At 58.1% G+C, this 15,893-nt stretch carries 20 protein-coding genes; 13 read left to right on the top strand and 7 right to left on the bottom strand.

Annotation, left to right across the window (positions count from 1 at the left end; all coding sequences use genetic code 11):
• Positions 1-19 precede the first annotated feature (19 nt).
• Positions 20-1,966, bottom strand: a complete 1,947-nt coding sequence (locus WBV42_RS16895) for a hypothetical protein (protein ID WP_423987062.1) — start codon at positions 1,964-1,966, stop codon at positions 20-22.
• A gap of 753 nt (positions 1,967-2,719) precedes the next feature.
• On the opposite strand from WBV42_RS16895, the gene WBV42_RS16890 reads away from it, so the two are divergent.
• The 8 genes from WBV42_RS16890 to WBV42_RS16855 all read left to right on the top strand — a co-directional run bounded on the left by WBV42_RS16890 (position 2,720) and on the right by WBV42_RS16855 (position 8,803).
• On the top strand, positions 2,720-2,947 hold the full coding sequence (locus WBV42_RS16890) for a helix-turn-helix transcriptional regulator (protein WP_423987061.1): 228 nt from the start codon (positions 2,720-2,722) through the stop codon (positions 2,945-2,947).
• 86 nt (positions 2,948-3,033) lie between these two features.
• Complete coding sequence (locus tag WBV42_RS16885; RefSeq protein ID WP_423987060.1) at positions 3,034-5,130, top strand: minichromosome maintenance protein MCM; 2,097 nt, start codon at positions 3,034-3,036, stop codon at positions 5,128-5,130.
• A gap of 1 nt (position 5,131) precedes the next feature.
• Entirely contained in the window at positions 5,132-5,419 is a 288-nt protein-coding gene (locus tag WBV42_RS16880; protein ID WP_423987059.1) for a hypothetical protein, read from the top strand.
• A 214-nt stretch (positions 5,420-5,633) separates the two neighbouring features.
• Positions 5,634-6,239: a DUF7504 family protein gene (locus tag WBV42_RS16875; RefSeq protein ID WP_423987058.1), complete on the top strand. Its 606-nt coding sequence runs from the start codon at positions 5,634-5,636 to the stop codon at positions 6,237-6,239.
• Positions 6,240-6,274: 35 nt separating this feature from the next.
• On the top strand, positions 6,275-6,613 hold the full coding sequence (locus WBV42_RS16870; RefSeq protein ID WP_423987057.1) for a hypothetical protein: 339 nt from the start codon (positions 6,275-6,277) through the stop codon (positions 6,611-6,613).
• Positions 6,610-7,440, top strand: coding sequence for a hypothetical protein (locus WBV42_RS16865; protein ID WP_423987056.1), 831 nt, complete (start codon positions 6,610-6,612; stop codon positions 7,438-7,440). Before WBV42_RS16870 ends, WBV42_RS16865 begins: the two co-directional genes overlap by 4 nt.
• Positions 7,441-7,466: 26 nt before the next feature.
• Positions 7,467-8,144 carry a hypothetical protein gene (locus WBV42_RS16860; RefSeq protein ID WP_423987055.1) on the top strand — a complete coding sequence of 226 codons (678 nt, stop codon included), beginning with the start codon at positions 7,467-7,469 and terminating at the stop codon, positions 8,142-8,144.
• Positions 8,141-8,803 carry a MinD/ParA family ATP-binding protein gene (locus WBV42_RS16855; RefSeq protein WP_423987054.1) on the top strand — a complete coding sequence of 221 codons (663 nt, stop codon included), beginning with the start codon at positions 8,141-8,143 and terminating at the stop codon, positions 8,801-8,803. The genes WBV42_RS16860 and WBV42_RS16855 overlap by 4 nt, the downstream gene beginning before the upstream one ends.
• On the opposite strand, the gene WBV42_RS16850 is transcribed toward WBV42_RS16855, so the two are convergent.
• Positions 8,785-9,663, bottom strand: coding sequence for a transcription initiation factor IIB (locus WBV42_RS16850; protein WP_423987053.1), 879 nt, complete (start codon positions 9,661-9,663; stop codon positions 8,785-8,787). The two genes, WBV42_RS16855 and WBV42_RS16850, sit on opposite strands and share 19 nt — an antisense overlap.
• 168 nt (positions 9,664-9,831) lie before the next feature.
• On the opposite strand from WBV42_RS16850, the gene WBV42_RS16845 reads away from it, so the two are divergent.
• Positions 9,832-10,347 carry a hypothetical protein gene (locus tag WBV42_RS16845; RefSeq protein ID WP_423987052.1) on the top strand — a complete coding sequence of 172 codons (516 nt, stop codon included), beginning with the start codon at positions 9,832-9,834 and terminating at the stop codon, positions 10,345-10,347.
• A gap of 31 nt (positions 10,348-10,378) precedes the next feature.
• Here the strand turns inward: WBV42_RS16845 and WBV42_RS16840 are convergent, their stop codons facing one another.
• The 5 genes from WBV42_RS16840 to WBV42_RS16820 all read right to left on the bottom strand — a co-directional run bounded on the left by WBV42_RS16840 (position 10,379) and on the right by WBV42_RS16820 (position 13,702).
• Positions 10,379-11,161, bottom strand: a complete 783-nt coding sequence (locus WBV42_RS16840; protein ID WP_423987051.1) for an AAA family ATPase — start codon at positions 11,159-11,161, stop codon at positions 10,379-10,381.
• A gap of 44 nt (positions 11,162-11,205) precedes the next feature.
• Positions 11,206-11,631 (bottom strand): HIT family protein, encoded by a 426-nt coding sequence (locus tag WBV42_RS16835; protein ID WP_423987050.1) that lies wholly within the window; start codon positions 11,629-11,631, stop codon positions 11,206-11,208.
• Positions 11,632-11,679: 48 nt separating this feature from the next.
• The gene (locus WBV42_RS16830) at positions 11,680-12,075 is read right to left on the bottom strand and encodes a DUF6276 family protein (RefSeq protein WP_423987049.1); all 396 of its coding nucleotides are present in this window, start codon (positions 12,073-12,075) and stop codon (positions 11,680-11,682) included.
• A 91-nt stretch (positions 12,076-12,166) separates the two neighbouring features.
• Positions 12,167-12,820 (bottom strand): DUF502 domain-containing protein, encoded by a 654-nt coding sequence (locus WBV42_RS16825; protein ID WP_423987048.1) that lies wholly within the window; start codon positions 12,818-12,820, stop codon positions 12,167-12,169.
• A 51-nt stretch (positions 12,821-12,871) separates the two neighbouring features.
• Positions 12,872-13,702: a proline dehydrogenase family protein gene (locus WBV42_RS16820; RefSeq protein WP_423987047.1), complete on the bottom strand. Its 831-nt coding sequence runs from the start codon at positions 13,700-13,702 to the stop codon at positions 12,872-12,874.
• 126 nt (positions 13,703-13,828) lie between these two features.
• Between WBV42_RS16820 and WBV42_RS16815 the strand changes: the two genes are divergently transcribed.
• The 4 genes from WBV42_RS16815 to WBV42_RS16800 all read left to right on the top strand — a co-directional run bounded on the left by WBV42_RS16815 (position 13,829) and on the right by WBV42_RS16800 (position 15,817).
• Positions 13,829-14,392 (top strand): CDP-2,3-bis-(O-geranylgeranyl)-sn-glycerol synthase, encoded by a 564-nt coding sequence (locus WBV42_RS16815; protein WP_423987046.1) that lies wholly within the window; start codon positions 13,829-13,831, stop codon positions 14,390-14,392.
• A 68-nt stretch (positions 14,393-14,460) separates the two neighbouring features.
• Positions 14,461-14,994, top strand: coding sequence for an orotate phosphoribosyltransferase (pyrE, locus tag WBV42_RS16810; protein WP_423987045.1), 534 nt, complete (start codon positions 14,461-14,463; stop codon positions 14,992-14,994).
• A gap of 116 nt (positions 14,995-15,110) precedes the next feature.
• A complete protein-coding gene (locus WBV42_RS16805) occupies positions 15,111-15,260 on the top strand; it encodes a hypothetical protein (RefSeq protein WP_190303682.1) in 150 nt (49 codons plus the stop codon).
• Between the two features lie 95 nt (positions 15,261-15,355).
• A complete protein-coding gene (locus WBV42_RS16800) occupies positions 15,356-15,817 on the top strand; it encodes a hypothetical protein (RefSeq protein ID WP_423987044.1) in 462 nt (153 codons plus the stop codon).
• Positions 15,818-15,893 lie beyond the last annotated feature (76 nt).

Here is a 15,893-nt window from a genome sequence, read left to right as displayed (position 1 = left end):
AAACGACCGGCAAAGGAGTTCAAGAATCGGAGGGAGGGACATACTCGAATACGCCGATGTCATCACCCGTCGTCCTCAGCTTCCAGTCGTCGGACCGGTCGAGAAATCGATAGAGGTTACAGTCCTGACTCTTCCCATCGGTCGTGACGAGGAAGTACAATGGATGGTCGTCTCCCGCATTTCGGAGGACGTCGTCATTGCAGGAACGAATCCGGTCGACTTCCCGCGCTCTCGAAGCCGAATCCGGGGGAAGTAGATGGGAGGGCAATTCGTGCCACGCATAATACAGGTTTCGCCGAGTCATCGCTCCGACGATCATGTACGTATTGATGCTGGATTTTTGGTAATCGAGACGGTCGTAGACACCGTTTGAGACGATGAGTGAACTATCCGGCGCGGTGTTTTGTGATACCCATTTGAAGACAGCGGGGTCAAGCGGGGCGGAGTTCGAAAGCTCAACGTCGGTTCCGTGAAATTCGTAGTTGTGGTCCGAGGCCCACGGAGACGTGACGGAAGCGGCCCAAACGTGAGAGAGAGGGTTAAAAAGTAAGACGGCGAGAAAGAGGACCGTAAGTATGGGTCGAGTTGACTGAGAACGCTGGTAGATGGTATCCAAGCCGACTGCTGCGAGCGGCGCAAGCGGGAGAACCAACAGATATGCGGCTTTGTACTGGTTGTTGTCCCGGAGCGTGAAGAAGATGCCAAACAACAACACCGAAACGGAAAGCGCCCCGAGAACGCGGGTCTCATCCGGTCGACGGGATACCAACCGGAGATAGCCGAAAGCGGAGAGTGGAATCGCCACGAGAAGCGGGATAGCAAAGTTTCGAGCGTTTGCGAGATATTGGACGTACGGACCGGAGAGCGATATCGGCCCGAACGCTTGCTTCTGTGAGGCGGTTAGCTGTACCGAGTGAACCTGCCCTGCCGTGAGAAGCAAGTAAAGGAACGGCAGACAGAGTATTCCGACCGGAACCCACAGCAACAGCGGTGTCCAGTCAAGGTCCGTTATTCGTCGGGACCGTGTCCGATTCCAGATCGCAAAGATCGTCGTGATGCCGAGCGAGGAGAAAGCGAAAAACGCGGTCGTCGTGTGAACGTGAAACAACAAGGTCGCTGCGACGATGAATCCAACCCACGACAACTCCGAGGACTGCTCCTCGAAGAATATCTCGAACAGTAAGACGAGCATGCTGACGAAGAGGAAAACTCCGAGCGGGAAGCCGCTAATCGTGAGGAATTTGTCGATGAATACCCCAACGCGGTGAGGGACCAAAATCGTCGCCCGCAAGTCGATACCCAACAGGTAGTGAAATGCAGGCACAATCGTTGACATGGACCAGATAGGGGCAGTCATCCCGAGTGCTGCTACGCGCGTGGAAAGACCGAATCGTCTCTTCGCGAGTCGAAACAGGAGAGGGAAAGTTAGGGCAATTGAAATCCAAGAGAGAAAAAGACTGGCGAAGACGGGGACGATGTTGAGCGTTTTGGTGAGACCCGCGAGGAGGATATGATAGACCCAGTAGTGCGCGATAAGTCGCTCGTGAGCGAGTCCCGGATTCATCGGGGGGATGTTCCCCTTCAGAATACTATACGTAATCGAGCTGTGGAACGACCCGTGTGCCGAAAGGGAAACACGGTGGCTCACTAAGTGGGGAACGATAAGCGCCAACAGAACGCCTAACGTGAATACAACGATGCCGATTGCCTCACCGCGCGTGTAGTCGGTTTCGAGAGTGACCGATTGGTCCCGGAACGAGAGCAGGGCGAGCCAAACGCCGGATGCTGGAAGAATAAACCAGAGGGGAATCCCGAGGACCGTGAAAACAGCAGTGATGATGGCAAGCCAAGCGAGTGAGAAAACAACCGAAAGCATGGAAAACACGGAGATATCTATGTGATCGGAAGTCGAAGTCAGTACACGTGTCGTGAATATGCCCGGAACGGAGACCAGATAAAGACCCACCAGAACCGGGCGTAGGTATGGAACGTCTGAAAATACGCACACGAAACAGACAAGAAGCCAAAGAAAGCAGGCGATAGTTATTTTTTTACGTAGACCATTCATGTCAGTCGATACTTTGAGAATATCTTAAATCTGCCGGAAAAGATATTACTACCATCCTATCAGATGCCGAGGTTGAGGGTCAATCAAGGATTCGAAGAAGGAGAGTCCATGATGGATTAGTCAACCTATTGATAGGTTTTGTTGTCCACCAGTTGAATCTTCCTATTCAGAACTCGACTCCGTTGAGTCCGATGCGAGCATCGATTTGACCTTCTTTCTGAGGACGAGATAGCCGCCGACGGCACCGATACCGAACACAACGGCACCTTTCTTACCGAAGCGACGATAACCGAACTTGGCAGCCTTCTTGCCGACAGTGAGTGGTCCGAGTGGTCCAAACATGCCTGTGGGGGTTGCGTTCACGGGGAGGTGCCAGGTGTGGTTGCACATGCAAGTTGTTTATGCAAATCGGGTGTTCTCCGGCGGTAGTTATGCGAGATAGAATTACCGAACAGATAATTGATAAAATCACTTCACAACTTATACTTTAGTAATATATAATAATATGCAAATATTTAAATTATTGTATCACAATAAGGAGCCGGTGAAATCATCATGGAGTGATTGAAGCGAAGGCTGCCGAGCGGCGAGAGGGGCGCGAGTGAAAGGAGCGAGGAGTCGGAACAGGAAGAACGAGAGGGACGACGGACGATGGAAAAATTCGCGTTCGAAACGGGTCGAACACCGGAGGCGCACGTCGTGGAGTTGCTGGCGGCGCGGGACGGCAAGATGCGCCAGCAGGAGATCTTCACCGAAACGGGGTGGTCGCGGTCGAGCGTAAGCCGACTGCTGTGCGGGATGGAAGCGGAGGAGGAGGTCGTTTGTGTTCGACTCGGGACCGAAAACGTGGTATATCTCCCGGATCGATTCCGGAACTAGTTCGGGATTTCGAGTCAGTACCGGTGGCTCACGCTTGACGGTAATTTGCGAAACTTCTTACCCGATCGAGCACCAAAGACCCATGAATGGCTCGCGCGGAAAATACGGAACTGATAGATCGGTTCGAGCAGTTCTATCGGCGATACTACAGCGACCAGATCGGGGATCTGGCCCAGCAGTATCCCAACGAAAAGCGTTCGTTGCACGTCGATTGGGACGACCTTTACCGATACGATGCGGACATCGCCGACGACTATCTCGCCCAACCACAGCAGTTACAGGAGTACGCCGAGGAAGCGCTCCGTCTGTACGACCTTCCCGTAGACGTGAGTCTCGGGCAAGCGCACGTCCGCCTTCGTGGACTGCCGGAACACACGGATATCCGCGCGATCCGTGCCCGGCACGTCAACACGATGGTGAGCGTGCAGGGGATCGTCCGAAAAGCGACTGGCGTACGGCCGAAGATTCAGGAAGCGGCCTTCGAGTGCCAGCGCTGTGGTACCCTTACGTACATTCCGCAAGCCGGTGGCGATTTTCAGGAACCACACGAGTGTCAGGGCTGTGAACGGCAGGGACCGTTCAGCATCAACTTCGACCAGTCCGAGTTCATCGACTCGCAGAAGATTCGCGTCCAGGAGAGTCCGGAAGGGCTTCGTGGCGGTGAAACTCCGGAGAGCATCGACATCCACATCGAGGACGACATCACGGGACAGGTTTCCCCCGGAGACCACGTCATCGTGACGGGAATACTCCACCTCGAACAGCAGGGGAGCGGCCAGGAGAAGTCCGCCGTCTTCGACGTCTACATGAACGGCGTCACGGTCGAAATCGAGGACGAGGAGTTCGAGGACATGGACATCACGGACGAGGACAAACAGGAAATCATCGAACTCTCGAACGAGGGGGACATTTACGAGCAGATGGTCGAATCCATCGCCCCGGCCATCTACGGCTACGAGCAGGAGAAGTTGGCGATGATTCTCCAGTTGTTCTCCGGTGTGACCAAACACCTCCCCGACGGGTCGCGGATTCGTGGCGACCTTCACATGCTTTTAATCGGTGATCCTGGTACGGGAAAAAGCCAGATGTTGTCATATATTCAACATATCGCGCCACGATCCGTCTACACCTCCGGGAAAGGTTCGTCCTCGGCGGGGCTGACGGCGGCGGCGGTCCGCGACGACTTCGGGGACGGCCAGCAGTGGACGCTCGAAGCCGGTGCGCTCGTCCTCGCGGACAAGGGTATCGCGGCGGTGGACGAGTTGGACAAGATGCGTCCGGAGGACCGATCCGCGATGCACGAGGGACTGGAACAGCAGAAGATCAGCGTGAGCAAAGCGGGGATTAACGCGACGTTAAAATCCCGCTGTTCGCTTCTGGGCGCAGCGAACCCGAAGTACGGTCGGTTCGACCAGTACGAATCCATCGGTGAGCAGATCAACCTCGAACCGGCGCTCATCTCGCGATTCGACCTCATCTTCACGGTGACGGACAAACCGGACCCGGATCACGACTCACGGCTCGCAGAACACATCCTCCAAACCAACTTCGCTGGCGAGTTGAACACACAGCGAACCGAAATCAACGCGCCGAACATCACGGAAGAGCAGGTCAATAGCCAAACCGAAGAAGTGGCTCCGGCCATCGACGCCGAACTCCTGCGGAAGTACATCGCCTATTCGAAATCGAACGTCTATCCGACGATGAGTGCGGAGGCACGCGAAGCGATTCGGGATTTCTACGTCGATTTGCGCTCGAAAGGTACGGACGAGGACGCCCCGATTCCGGTTACTGCCCGGAAATTGGAGGCATTAGTTCGGCTCGCAGAAGCGAGTGCTCGCGTTCGGTTGTCGGACACCGTCGAGGGGAAGGACGCGGATCGCGTCATCGAAATCGTTCGGTCGTGCCTGCAAGATATCGGCGTGGACCCCGAAACCGGGCAGTTCGACGCCGACGTGGTTGAAACGGGAACCTCGAAAACACAGCGGGACCGGATCAAGAACATCAAACAGCTCATCGCAAGTATCGAGGAGGAGTACGACGATGGCGCACCTGTCGATGTCGTCCTCGACAGGGCGGAAGAGATCAACATGGACCCGTCGAAGGCGGAACACGAGATCGACAAACTGAAACAGAAAGGAGAGGTCTACGAGCCATCGACGAACCACCTTCGAACGACATAAGATGGACCGAATCTCCGCACTCAGAAATATAGAGAATGCACTTTCGGATTTCGAATCCGGAGAGGACGAGTTACGTGAGACACAGCGACGAGTACTGACGGTCTTGCAAACGTACGCTACCGAGTTCGAAGCAGAACGTGATCTGTCCGTGTATCGAGCGTGTGGCGACGAACGAGCAATGGGGATCACCGTCGTCGCGGAATCGAAAACGGAAGCAACCGAGCGGGTAGCCGAACTGCTCGACGACGAGACGGTGGAATTCGATATCAAGGATGTCAATAGCCGATAATATAGTATAGATGGAAAACTAGATAAACATGCTCTGGATATAGTAGAACAGTAACAACTACGCGTGTGCGAGGGTGTATCAAATGAGGCATGGTCGACAGATGTCGAGAAGTTTATTAAATCTATAATAATGCAGGTGGCTCTATGATACACGAGCGATGGTACGGGATGGACAACGTAGCGAGCACGCACAACGTCATCGAGGACAACCCGAGATGAGTAGGGTTTCGGCAGCGCTCGATGACGAAGCCAGTATTCTCGTTCTCGCTCCCTCCATGCGTTCGGAAACCGACGAAGCATGTATCGACATGCTCACGAAGACACCACCGGAACAAGAAGACGTCCTCTGGGTTACTTTTACACGCTCACCGGATGCATGTCTACAGGATTGGCTCGCTCATGCGGGTGGTCGTCCCGCGAACCTCCGATTCCTTAGTGTCGGCGAGACGGTACGATCGGTTGCAACGTCGGCACCGATGGGGGAAACGCCGACCGACGCAGTCATCGACACGCTCTCGAATCCCGGTGATTTGACCGGGCTTGGTATCAAGATCAGCGAAGTGCTCCAACAATGGCACGGAGACGGTAACAAAACAGTTGCCTGTTTTCACTCGTTGACGGCACTGCTCCAGTATTCCGACGTTCAAACCGTCTACAAGTTTCTGCACGTCCTCACCGGTCGATTCACTACCGCGGACGTGACCGCACACTTCCATCTCGACCCGGACGCCCACGACACACAAACCGTCAATACGCTGAAAACACTGTTCGACGCCGTTGTCGAATTCGATGGCAACGAGTGGAACGTGAGAACTCGGTAGTTAATTTTAAAACATATCATTCATCAACGAATAGTGTGTTGCTGATAATTACGTACTCCCGTGCCGCTCGGCAGACACTCCGGAACATCTGTACGATGCATGAAACGTGCGTCGTCAGACGATTTGGTCGGGCAGCGCTCCTGCAATCGACGGAGTTGGGTGCGTTCCTCGCGCTTCGGTTGTACGAGAAGCACGGAGCCGATGTACAACTGGAACGCACCGAACCGTTGAACGAGTTTCGTGACGTGCCGGAGACGGTCCGTTCGGCCGCAAGCGCGTACGAAAAGCGCGACAAGCCGAGCACGCCGTACGAGAAGTTCGCCGTGGGAACCGAACATCCGTCGCCGGATTCGATGCGAAACGCGGAATTATGAACGTCGAAACGGAGAGCGGCACGTTTCGGGGGAGGGCAATCGACCTCTCGGGGGACTCGGTAGCGCCGGAAGACATCGTAACGGCAGTTCGGTCGAGCACCGAGAATGGAGGAATCAGTATTATCTGTGGAGACCCGGGTCCGATACACCGGTACATCGGTTGTATCGAGTCAGGGATGTCGATTCGTCCTCGACCAGCATTGGCCGCCGCCGCCCGTTCGCTCGGTGTGAACGCACCGCAGGACGAAGAGATAGCACACATCGAAGAACGGATGTACTCGCTCGATATCGGCGATGTCTCGCTTCGCGCGGAACGGAGACGGGTTGCGGACGCGAGCGGATCGGAAACCAGATTACGAGAACAGGTCGCGGCGCTTCGTGGACGCGTACAGGCCCTTCGGGAGGTCGGGAGAGATTCCGACGACGCTGAATCCGACCTCCAGAGAATGACGCGGGAGTTAGCCGAACTGGAGACGAAACGTATTGCCGCCGAGCAGACCCTCGAAGCGGCCCGAAAACGCCAACAAGCCGCGAGGAATGCTCGGGAACAGCGATTGCGTCTCCGCGACCGGAAGGAGAACCTCGAACGGAGTGCCCGTCGCTACTTGGTTCGACGGATTCACGAGCAGTTCAACTCGGCGATCAAAGCGGTTCCGGGACAAGGCCAAACGAACGATCCGGGAACGTTCGAAGGGGACCCAGTGACTGCCGCGCTTGCAGTCGCTCGCGTGGCACGAGTTCGAGCACCCATCGTGCTGGCGTGTGACCGCTTCGACACGTCAAAAGACGCAGCTGAGTGTCTCGATGCCCCCGTACTACAGGTTTAAGAACGAAGACGGGACCAACCCGGGGCATGGTGACACTCCACTGGACGGTAAACGAGGAGAACGGGAGGGTCGAAACCGTCACGCTGGTCGAACTGGTGGTCGAAAACACGACGACGGTTCCCGTGAGAATTCGTATCGGGAACCGACTCGATGGTGAGATACGACCGCCGCGACGGAACGGCGTTCCGGAAGCGGGGTGGGACGAAGGCGGGTTCGAAGGCGTCGTCACGGCGGACGAACGGCGCGCCCTTGGCTACGCGGTAGCGACCGATCCAGATCATGGATCACCGCCTGCGGAAATCGTGTGGACCGAACGAGCGCCGAGGACGGAAACATCGGTGAGCGACACGGAACGAGGGGTGATCGATGGGGAACTAGAAATCGAACCGACAGCGACGGGTGTCATCCGAGCACTCGGTGATGCTCGACCACCTGCGGACGTGGTACCGATGCCACACCCGACGAAACTCCCCGACGCCGTCGAGGCGTGGCTATCGGGTATCGAGACGCGAACGGAGCGATACGAAGCCAACGAGGGAAAAATGGGGGAGAAGGACGTGAACGAGCAGACTCGTGAGCAGGAGTTGAGACGGAAACTCGAAGTCGATGGACGAACGCTCGATTCGGTTGCGAAACGGGTCGATACAGTACGGGAACGGATTGCAGCAGCACAAGAGACGCATTCCGTCGAGAGGAAGATATGATCTTGGCAGTAACGGGAGGCAAAGGTGGCGTCGGGAAATCGACTGTCTCGTTGAATCTCGGAGCGGAACTCGGCGGTGTCGTGGTCAATGCCGACCTCGCAATGGCGGACTTGCCGACGTGCCACGGCCCGGATTTCCACGACGTACTCGCCGGGCGGGCGGCGCCACTGGAGGCGGTTTCGACCGTCAGTGGTGTGTCGATGCTCCCGTGTGGCCGCACGTTGGCGGGAGCGCGCGCATGTGACGTGACGGGGTTCGTCAGCGCGATAGAGCAGGTCGCCGACGAATACGACCACGTGATAATCGACTGTCCGGCAGGGATGTTGGCCGACGCGGGACTTCCGTTGGTTGCGGCGGATAGCTGTGTCCTCGTGACGGTTCCGCGACGGTTCGCGTTGGCGGACGCGGTTCGAACGAAGGTGCTCGCGCGGGAACTCGGTGCGGGATTGTGTGGCGTCGTACTGAATCGCGTGCGGGACGATCCACCGACCGAAATCGTCGAACGGACGCTCGGCGCGCCAGTGACGACGCTCCCGGAATCGACCGTGATTGCGGACGCACAGCGGCACGGCCGCCCTGTAGCAACCGCTACGCCGGAAAGCGATACAAGAGAACGGTTCGCGGAACTCGGACGGGTGATTTACTCCCGGAGGTCGTGATACGTCGAGCGGAGCGTGACGGGCGTTACGTCGGCGACTTCTGCGGCGGCACGTTGGGTGACACGTTCGTCACAGTCGCTGGCCGCTGCGTAGAGACACGCGGCGGCCACACCGCTGGGATTGCGACCGCTGATGAGGTCCTCCCGTTCCGCCTTCGTGACGAGCGTTTCAGCGCGTCGTTCGCTCTCCATCGAGAGGTCGAGTCGACTGGTGAATCGCGGCAGGTACTCGCGCGGGTCGATCGGACCGATGGGGAGACCAAGCTCTCGGTTCAGTGCGTCGTAGGCCGCGGTCAGTTCCGAGCGGTCGGCGCGGGCACGCTCGACGATTTCGTCCAGCGTACGGGAGACGGCCGACGTTCGGCACGTCGCGTACACCGCCGCAGAGGCGAAGCCCTCTATCGAACGCCCGCGAAGCAGGTCTTCACCTTGCGCGGATTCGAACAGCACGCAAGCGCGGTCGCGGATGTTCGCGGACAGTTGGAGCGCACCGACGAGCCGACGGATTTCGGTGAAGCCGTAGACGCGATTTCGCTCGGCCTTGGAGGAGATTCGGGCGCGGTTGTGCTGGCGACGCATGCGCATCACGCGGCGTCGTTTGCGGCCCGTCAGCCGGACGCTGCTGTTTTTGTATCCGATCTCGGTCGTCAGTCCCCGGTCGTGGCGGGAACGCGTGAGCGGTGCGCCAGTGCGCTTACGGTCGGTATCGTCGTCGTCGAACGACCGCCATTCCGGACCACGGTCGAGGTTGTCCTCGGCGACGACGAGGCCGCATTCGGTGCAAACGGTTTCCGAACCGCGCGTGCGGACTCGGCTATGACATTCGGGACACACTTCAGTTAGGTGTTGTGTCGTACTCATCACAAGTGAAACTTCGTCCGAGATGGTATTTAAACGAACGTCGAATTCGGGAAACGAACCCGATTTGGAAGGGAAGAACGTACCGGTTACCGGTACGTTATGGGACGCAATTACCAATTAGGATACTTGTCACAAAGATTAAAGTCGGGAGAGGGACGAGGAGTACACATGGCGCTGTCGGATATCGCCGCCGGGCTTGAGGTCACGGCCAAGCAGAAGAATCACGGTGTCGCAACCGTAGATGACACGGAGCGGGACCTCCACGATCGGTTGGCGGCGTTCAGTGATGCGTTGCCGTGCGAGACGGAAATGGCGGTATGCATCGTGGAAGCACACGCTGCAGGAGCATCGGTCGGTGAAAGCGCTCGTCGTGCTGGTGTCGCCCCCATGACGGCGGCAAAGACGCTTCACTTGCTCGGCGTGAACGGGATTTCCCCACTCTCGTCGATGGGTCACGAACTCGTTCAGGACTGGCTTTCAGCGAACCTCTCCCGGTCGGAAGCGTTCACGCTCTCGGGAGCGAGCGAAACCGAGTTCGCACTGGCGACGTTCATCGAAACGCACGAGCCGTTGGACGGAGCGGCGGAAACGGTCGAAAGCGCGTTGGCGCTCGACGGACAGGCTAGCGTGGAAAAGAGGGACGTGTTAGCCGAGACGATGAGCGACGTCGGCGACTTGCTGTGAGAATCCGCTGGCGATCCGTTCGACGATAGAATTATTGCCGGAGTGACTCCGGAAGGTAGTCGTCCGAGTCGATGTCGAGCAATCCCTCCTCCGGAAATTCGACACCGAGCGACGTGTCGAACACAGCTTCAGTGGCAGCGACGATTGCAGGTGAAAACGAGGTGTCGAGTTCGGGCGCGCTCGCTGGAATCGATTCGACTGCGGTTGCGTCGTCCCTCGGAATCGTCGGAACATCACCCAAATAGTCCTCGTCCGGGGATTCGACGCGATTGGCGAGGATGGTGTCCGCGTCCGTGCCGAGGTCGGCGAGACGGCCGCGAATTCCCTGAACTGCGTCCGCTCCGCGTCGGGACGCCGGGGCGACGACGGCGACGGTGTCAACCGCGTTGACGGCCGCGACAGCTTGGTTCCCGGTGACAGGCGGAGTATCGATGATGACGTGGTCGAAGTCATCGCAGGCCCGTTCGACGAGTGTTTCCAACGCTTGAGCGGCGTCTACAGTTTTGGCGCGAGCGATGCGTTCGAAGGGTGCATACGCTGGACACAGTGAGAGCCGACCTGTGGTTTCGACCGGATGGTCGATGAGCGCGTCGGAGAACTCCCCGTCTGTTTCGTGGTCGTCGTCGATCAGCAGTGCGGTGATGTCGGTGTCGATGCGATCGGGAACGTGGCGAGACAATCCTTGCGTGCCGAAGGCGGCATCTAGAATCACCACGTCGTGTCCGACGTGAGAGAGGATGGCGGCCGTTTCGAGACAGAGGCGTGTGGTCCCTGCTCCACCGGTCGCACCGACGAATGCGGCAGTTCGTTTCACGTGTTCGAATCGAAATATATTCGTAATGGTATAAAAAGATACAGTTATTGACTGCCGCTGATGTCGGCGGCGATCTCGTCTAGTTCATCGTCGGAGAGTTCCGGGCGGTCCCCCGCGACGGCGTGGATCGGCTTACCGCCGTCGTCCTCGAACCGTGGGATGATGTGTCCATGGATGTGCGGAACTTCCTGTCCCGACGCTTCCCCGTTGTTGAACGCGACGTTACTCGCATCGGCGTCCACTGCGGTCTCGACGGCGGGCGTGAGTTCGTGGAGCGCCGAAAAGAGGTCCATTGCTGTGTCCTCGGGGAGGTCACCCAACGTCTCGTAGTGGTCCTTCGTGATGACGAGCGTGTGGCCCGGCGCAAGCGGGTTCACGTCGAGGAAGGCGAGGACGGAGTCGTCCTCGTACACGGTTTTACTCGGGATGTCTCCGGCGACGATCTGACAGAAGATGCAATCGTTCGGCATATCTCCCTAATTGTGGGTCGGGATGATGAAAGTTGAGGCTGGAAGGAGTCAGTCCCGCAGTTGGAGCAGTTGTTGGCGACGCGATTCGATGTCGAAATTCGGTTGCAGTTCCGGGTCGTCAGCGAGTCGGTCGAGAACGAGCAGTGGATCGACCCCGTTCGCTTCCACGTAGTCGAACAGCGCGTCGATATGCTGACGATGGAGCGCGAGCGAGGAGAGGAAAGCGGTTGCGAGAGCCATCGCTGCGGCCGTGTTCGGGTCGTCCGGGAGTTCGTCGCTGATCGTGGCGTAGTTCGACGGTTCCGCTTCGGGGTCGTCGGTCGGTTCGAAGGCGAGACAACGCGTACAGAGGAGGACTGAATCCGATCGGAACGGAACGGTCTCACGGAGTTCGGACGGGACGGCGAAGGATCGTCGCTCGCCATCACACTCGGGACATTCCATACGAAACGACACTCGTTCGATCCCCAAAAGGATGGCAGATTTTACTGACAGTGTCACGTTTCGAGACGAAGAGAGAACGGTGTCGTGGAACTCAGGGTGACGGCGGGGTTTCTTGTCTGTCACTCGCTTCGTCGGTGACGTTTATCGGAATCCCCTCGTTGCTGTTTTCGCCGAATCCGGCGCTGAGGATTCGGGTGAGGGCGTCCTCGACGGTTTCGTCCGTCTCGGTGATCTCGGACTGTTCGACTTCGATGACGAACCCGGTTGTGATGTTCGGGGCAGTCGGCAAGAAGAGGAGTTCGCGGCCGTCTTCGGCCTGTTTCCCGGTTTTAAACGCGGTCATGCGGAGACCGTTCCACGTCTCGATTTTGACGGGTTTCTGGAGTTGGTTGGTGTCGGAAAGCGCGGTTTCGGCGGCCATCTTCGATGCGTTGTAGACGATGCGAAGACCGGGGACACGGTTCATGATGCCGTCGATGGTGTTTTCCATAACGCTTCCCAGCGTCGTCCGCATGAGATAGCCGATGCTGAAGACGAGCGCGGTGAACACGGCGAGAACGATGCCGACGCGGACGAGAACGCCGGGAATAGTGATGGCTCCACCGAAGTAAGCGAAGCTGCTAAGGCCCACCAGGAACGGCAACCCGGCGATTTTCATGAACAGCCACGCGATGATGTACGCAGAGACCAACAGGGGGGCCAAAACGATGAGACCGCTGGCGGCGTCACGTTTCCACGAAGACATTTGGGTGTAGCGTTTGGTTGCAGGAATATAAACTAGTTGCAACGTTTTTGACTATCTGCCGAGGACAGCACGCGCCGCGAACAGCAGGTTCTCCTTACGTTCCATCACGCGGCGATAGAAATACGACATCCATTTGCCACCGTACGGAACGTACTGCCAGACCTCGTACTCCTGTGCGAGTTCGTACTGTGCGTCGTCGCGCACACCCATCAGCATCTGGATTTCGAAGTCCGTACCGTGTTCCTCGTGGAGTTCCTTCGCGTACTCTATCATCGCGGGGTCGTGGCTTCCGACGGCGATTCCGTCGTCGAACTCCTCAAACATGAATTCGAGATATTCGCGGTAGGCGGCGTTGACGCGCTCTTTTTGCTTGTACGCGAGTTCCGGCGGTTCGTCGTAGGCACCTTTTACCAGTCGGACTTTGCCGGGGAGGTCGGCGAGGCGTTCGAGGTCCTTTTCTGTTCGTTTGAGGTTCGCCTGCACACAGACACCGATGCCACCGTCGTGTTCGCGGGTGAGGTCTTCGAAGATGTCGAGGGTCGCGTCGGTCGTCGTGTGGTCTTCCATGTCTATCCAGACGAACGTGTCGTCGGCCGCGTCCGCGATTCGCTCCATGTTCTCGTGGTAGACGTGCGTACCGACGTCCAAGCCGACCTGGGACGGTTTGACCGAAACGCAGGCCGAGAGATCCGAGCGCTCGATGTCTTCGAGCAGTTGAAGATACACCTCGGCGTCCTCGTCCGCCGGACCCCGTTCGTGGTAGTGCTCGCCGAGGAGGTTCAGGATAACGCTAACGTTTCGCTGATTCAGATCCCGCGTGTATTCCAGCGCTTCCGCTGGTGTTTCACCAGCCACGAACCGACTGGCAATCGGTGGTATCATAGCTTGTACTTTGAGCCCCCGTACCTTATCATTGTATATTGTACTCACGGCAACTACCGGAACCCACCGCCATCGATTCCGCTCCAGACCATTGAGACTTAAGACCCGGAGAGTATCTATCCCGATATGACTGGTTCCGGCGTGGATGTGTTCGAAACCATCGTCGTCGCGGTGTGGGCGATGTTGCCCGCCTACGTGCCGAACAACTTCGCGGTGCTCGCGGGCGGCGGCGCGCCGATCGACGGCGGACGGACGTGGAACGGCAAGCGACTGCTCGGCGACGGAAAGACGTGGCGCGGAACCGCCGCGGGAATCGTCGCCGGAGCGATATTGGCGCTGATCCTCAATGCGATTCATTCCCCCGTGGGGGGTGCGCTGGGCGTGGCTCTTCCCGACCAATTTCCTCCCGCCGCCATCATCTCCCTCCCTGCGGGTGCGATGCTGGGGGACATGACCGCGTCCTTCCTGAAACGACGGACGGGACGGGAGCGCGGCGCGGCGTTCCCGGGCATCGACCAACTCGACTTCGTCGTGATATCGCTCCTGCTCACCCTGCTCGCCGTGCCGACGTGGACGCTCGACACGTTCGATCTCCCCGTCCTCGTCGTCGTGTTCGTGTTGACGCCGCTCCTCCACCTCGTGACGAACGGCATCGCGTACGCGCTCGGTCTCAAGAACGAACCGTGGTAGGGACGAACCGACTGTGATAGCGCCGGAAAAGTACTACTTTTAACCCGACTCGCCACCCCGACTCGCACATGGCGAATCAGGAACTCATCGAGGCCTTGCGCGCGGCGGACGCCGTCCAGTACGGCGAATTCGAGCTCTCTCACGGCGGGACGAGCGACTACTACGTGGACAAATACCTCTTCGAGACCGACCCGCACTGTCTCTCGCTCATCGCGGAAGCCTTCGCGGAGCGCCTCGACGGGACGAAATTGGCGGGTGTGGCCCTCGGTGCGGTCCCGCTCGTGGCCGTGACAAGCGTCGAGACGGACACACCGTACGTCATCGCTCGAAAGAAGCAGAAGGAGTACGGGACGGCCAACCTCGTCGAAGGCCGACTGGACGAGGGCGAGGAAGTCGTCGTTCTCGAAGACATCGTCACGACGGGACAGAGCGCGGTTGACGCCGTCGAGGCCCTACGTGACGCCGGTGCAGAAGTGAACAAAATCCTCGTCGTCGTTGACCGGGAGGAAGGCGGCCGCGAGAATCTGGCCGACGCGGACATCGAGATGGAAGCGCTCCTCTCGGCGAGCGACCTGCTCGCCGGAAGCGATTCGGACGAGTGAACGACGAGGAGGAGGGGTCGCTTCGTCCGGAGAATCCGGCGAGGAAAGACGACCCTACTTGAATTGCTTTCGTATTGTGCCAGCCGATTTTTTAAGTGAACCACCAATGAAATCCCATGTCACTACGAAGCCACGCGAGCGTCTCGCTCATTATCTCCGGTATCGTCTCGTTTCTCATCGGTGCCGCCCCTGGCGGTTCGATGCTCTGGGGAGCGGGCCTCGTCGCCGCCGGTGTCGTCATCGGCGTGCTGCGCCTCGTGTTTTGAAACGGGACCGTATCCGAAACGACCGCACGTCGTCGAAACACGGATAGCACCGATTGATGACAAAATAGTATATTTTTTGGCTCGTAACCATCGTCATGGAAAAGACGGTGTTCAGACGAAAGGGAAGGGGCGACGATGCCGTCACCGCAACCGCGGTGAGAACGCGACACGAAGACTACGATTACGTGCAGATGGACGGTGTGCTCGGACCGGGCGACACGCCGAAAGAGCAAGCCGAGAGGGCGCTTTCGTTTTTCGACAAATTCCTCCGCGAGTACTGTGACGGACGACTCGGTGACACCACGATGATACGATGGTACGTTCGTGAAGATTTGTTACCCGAGGCGGAGATGGAAATCGGTGCGGCCTGCCGGGAGCACTTCGAGCCACCGGAACTGCCGGGAACCGTGATGGTGGGTGTGAGCGACATCGTTGGCGGAAACTCGGCTCTGAAAATGGAACTGGAAGCGAGAATCCCACACGACCGCAAGGAAACGAACGTGGTCGAGCTACCACCACCGCCGGGGTACGCCAGCAGTGAGGATAGGACGGAGTGACGGTCGATGAAGAACTAAGCGTTATCTGACGAATCGAACGGCCACGAATATCACAACCATAACACTCCAGACAAAT

The organism is Haladaptatus sp., assembly GCF_049589095.1.
In the GTDB taxonomy this organism is placed as follows: Archaea; Halobacteriota; Halobacteria; order Halobacteriales; family Haladaptataceae; genus Haladaptatus.
The sequence above is the reverse complement of the archived record's forward strand: the minus strand, read 5'-3'. Positions and strand labels throughout refer to the sequence as shown.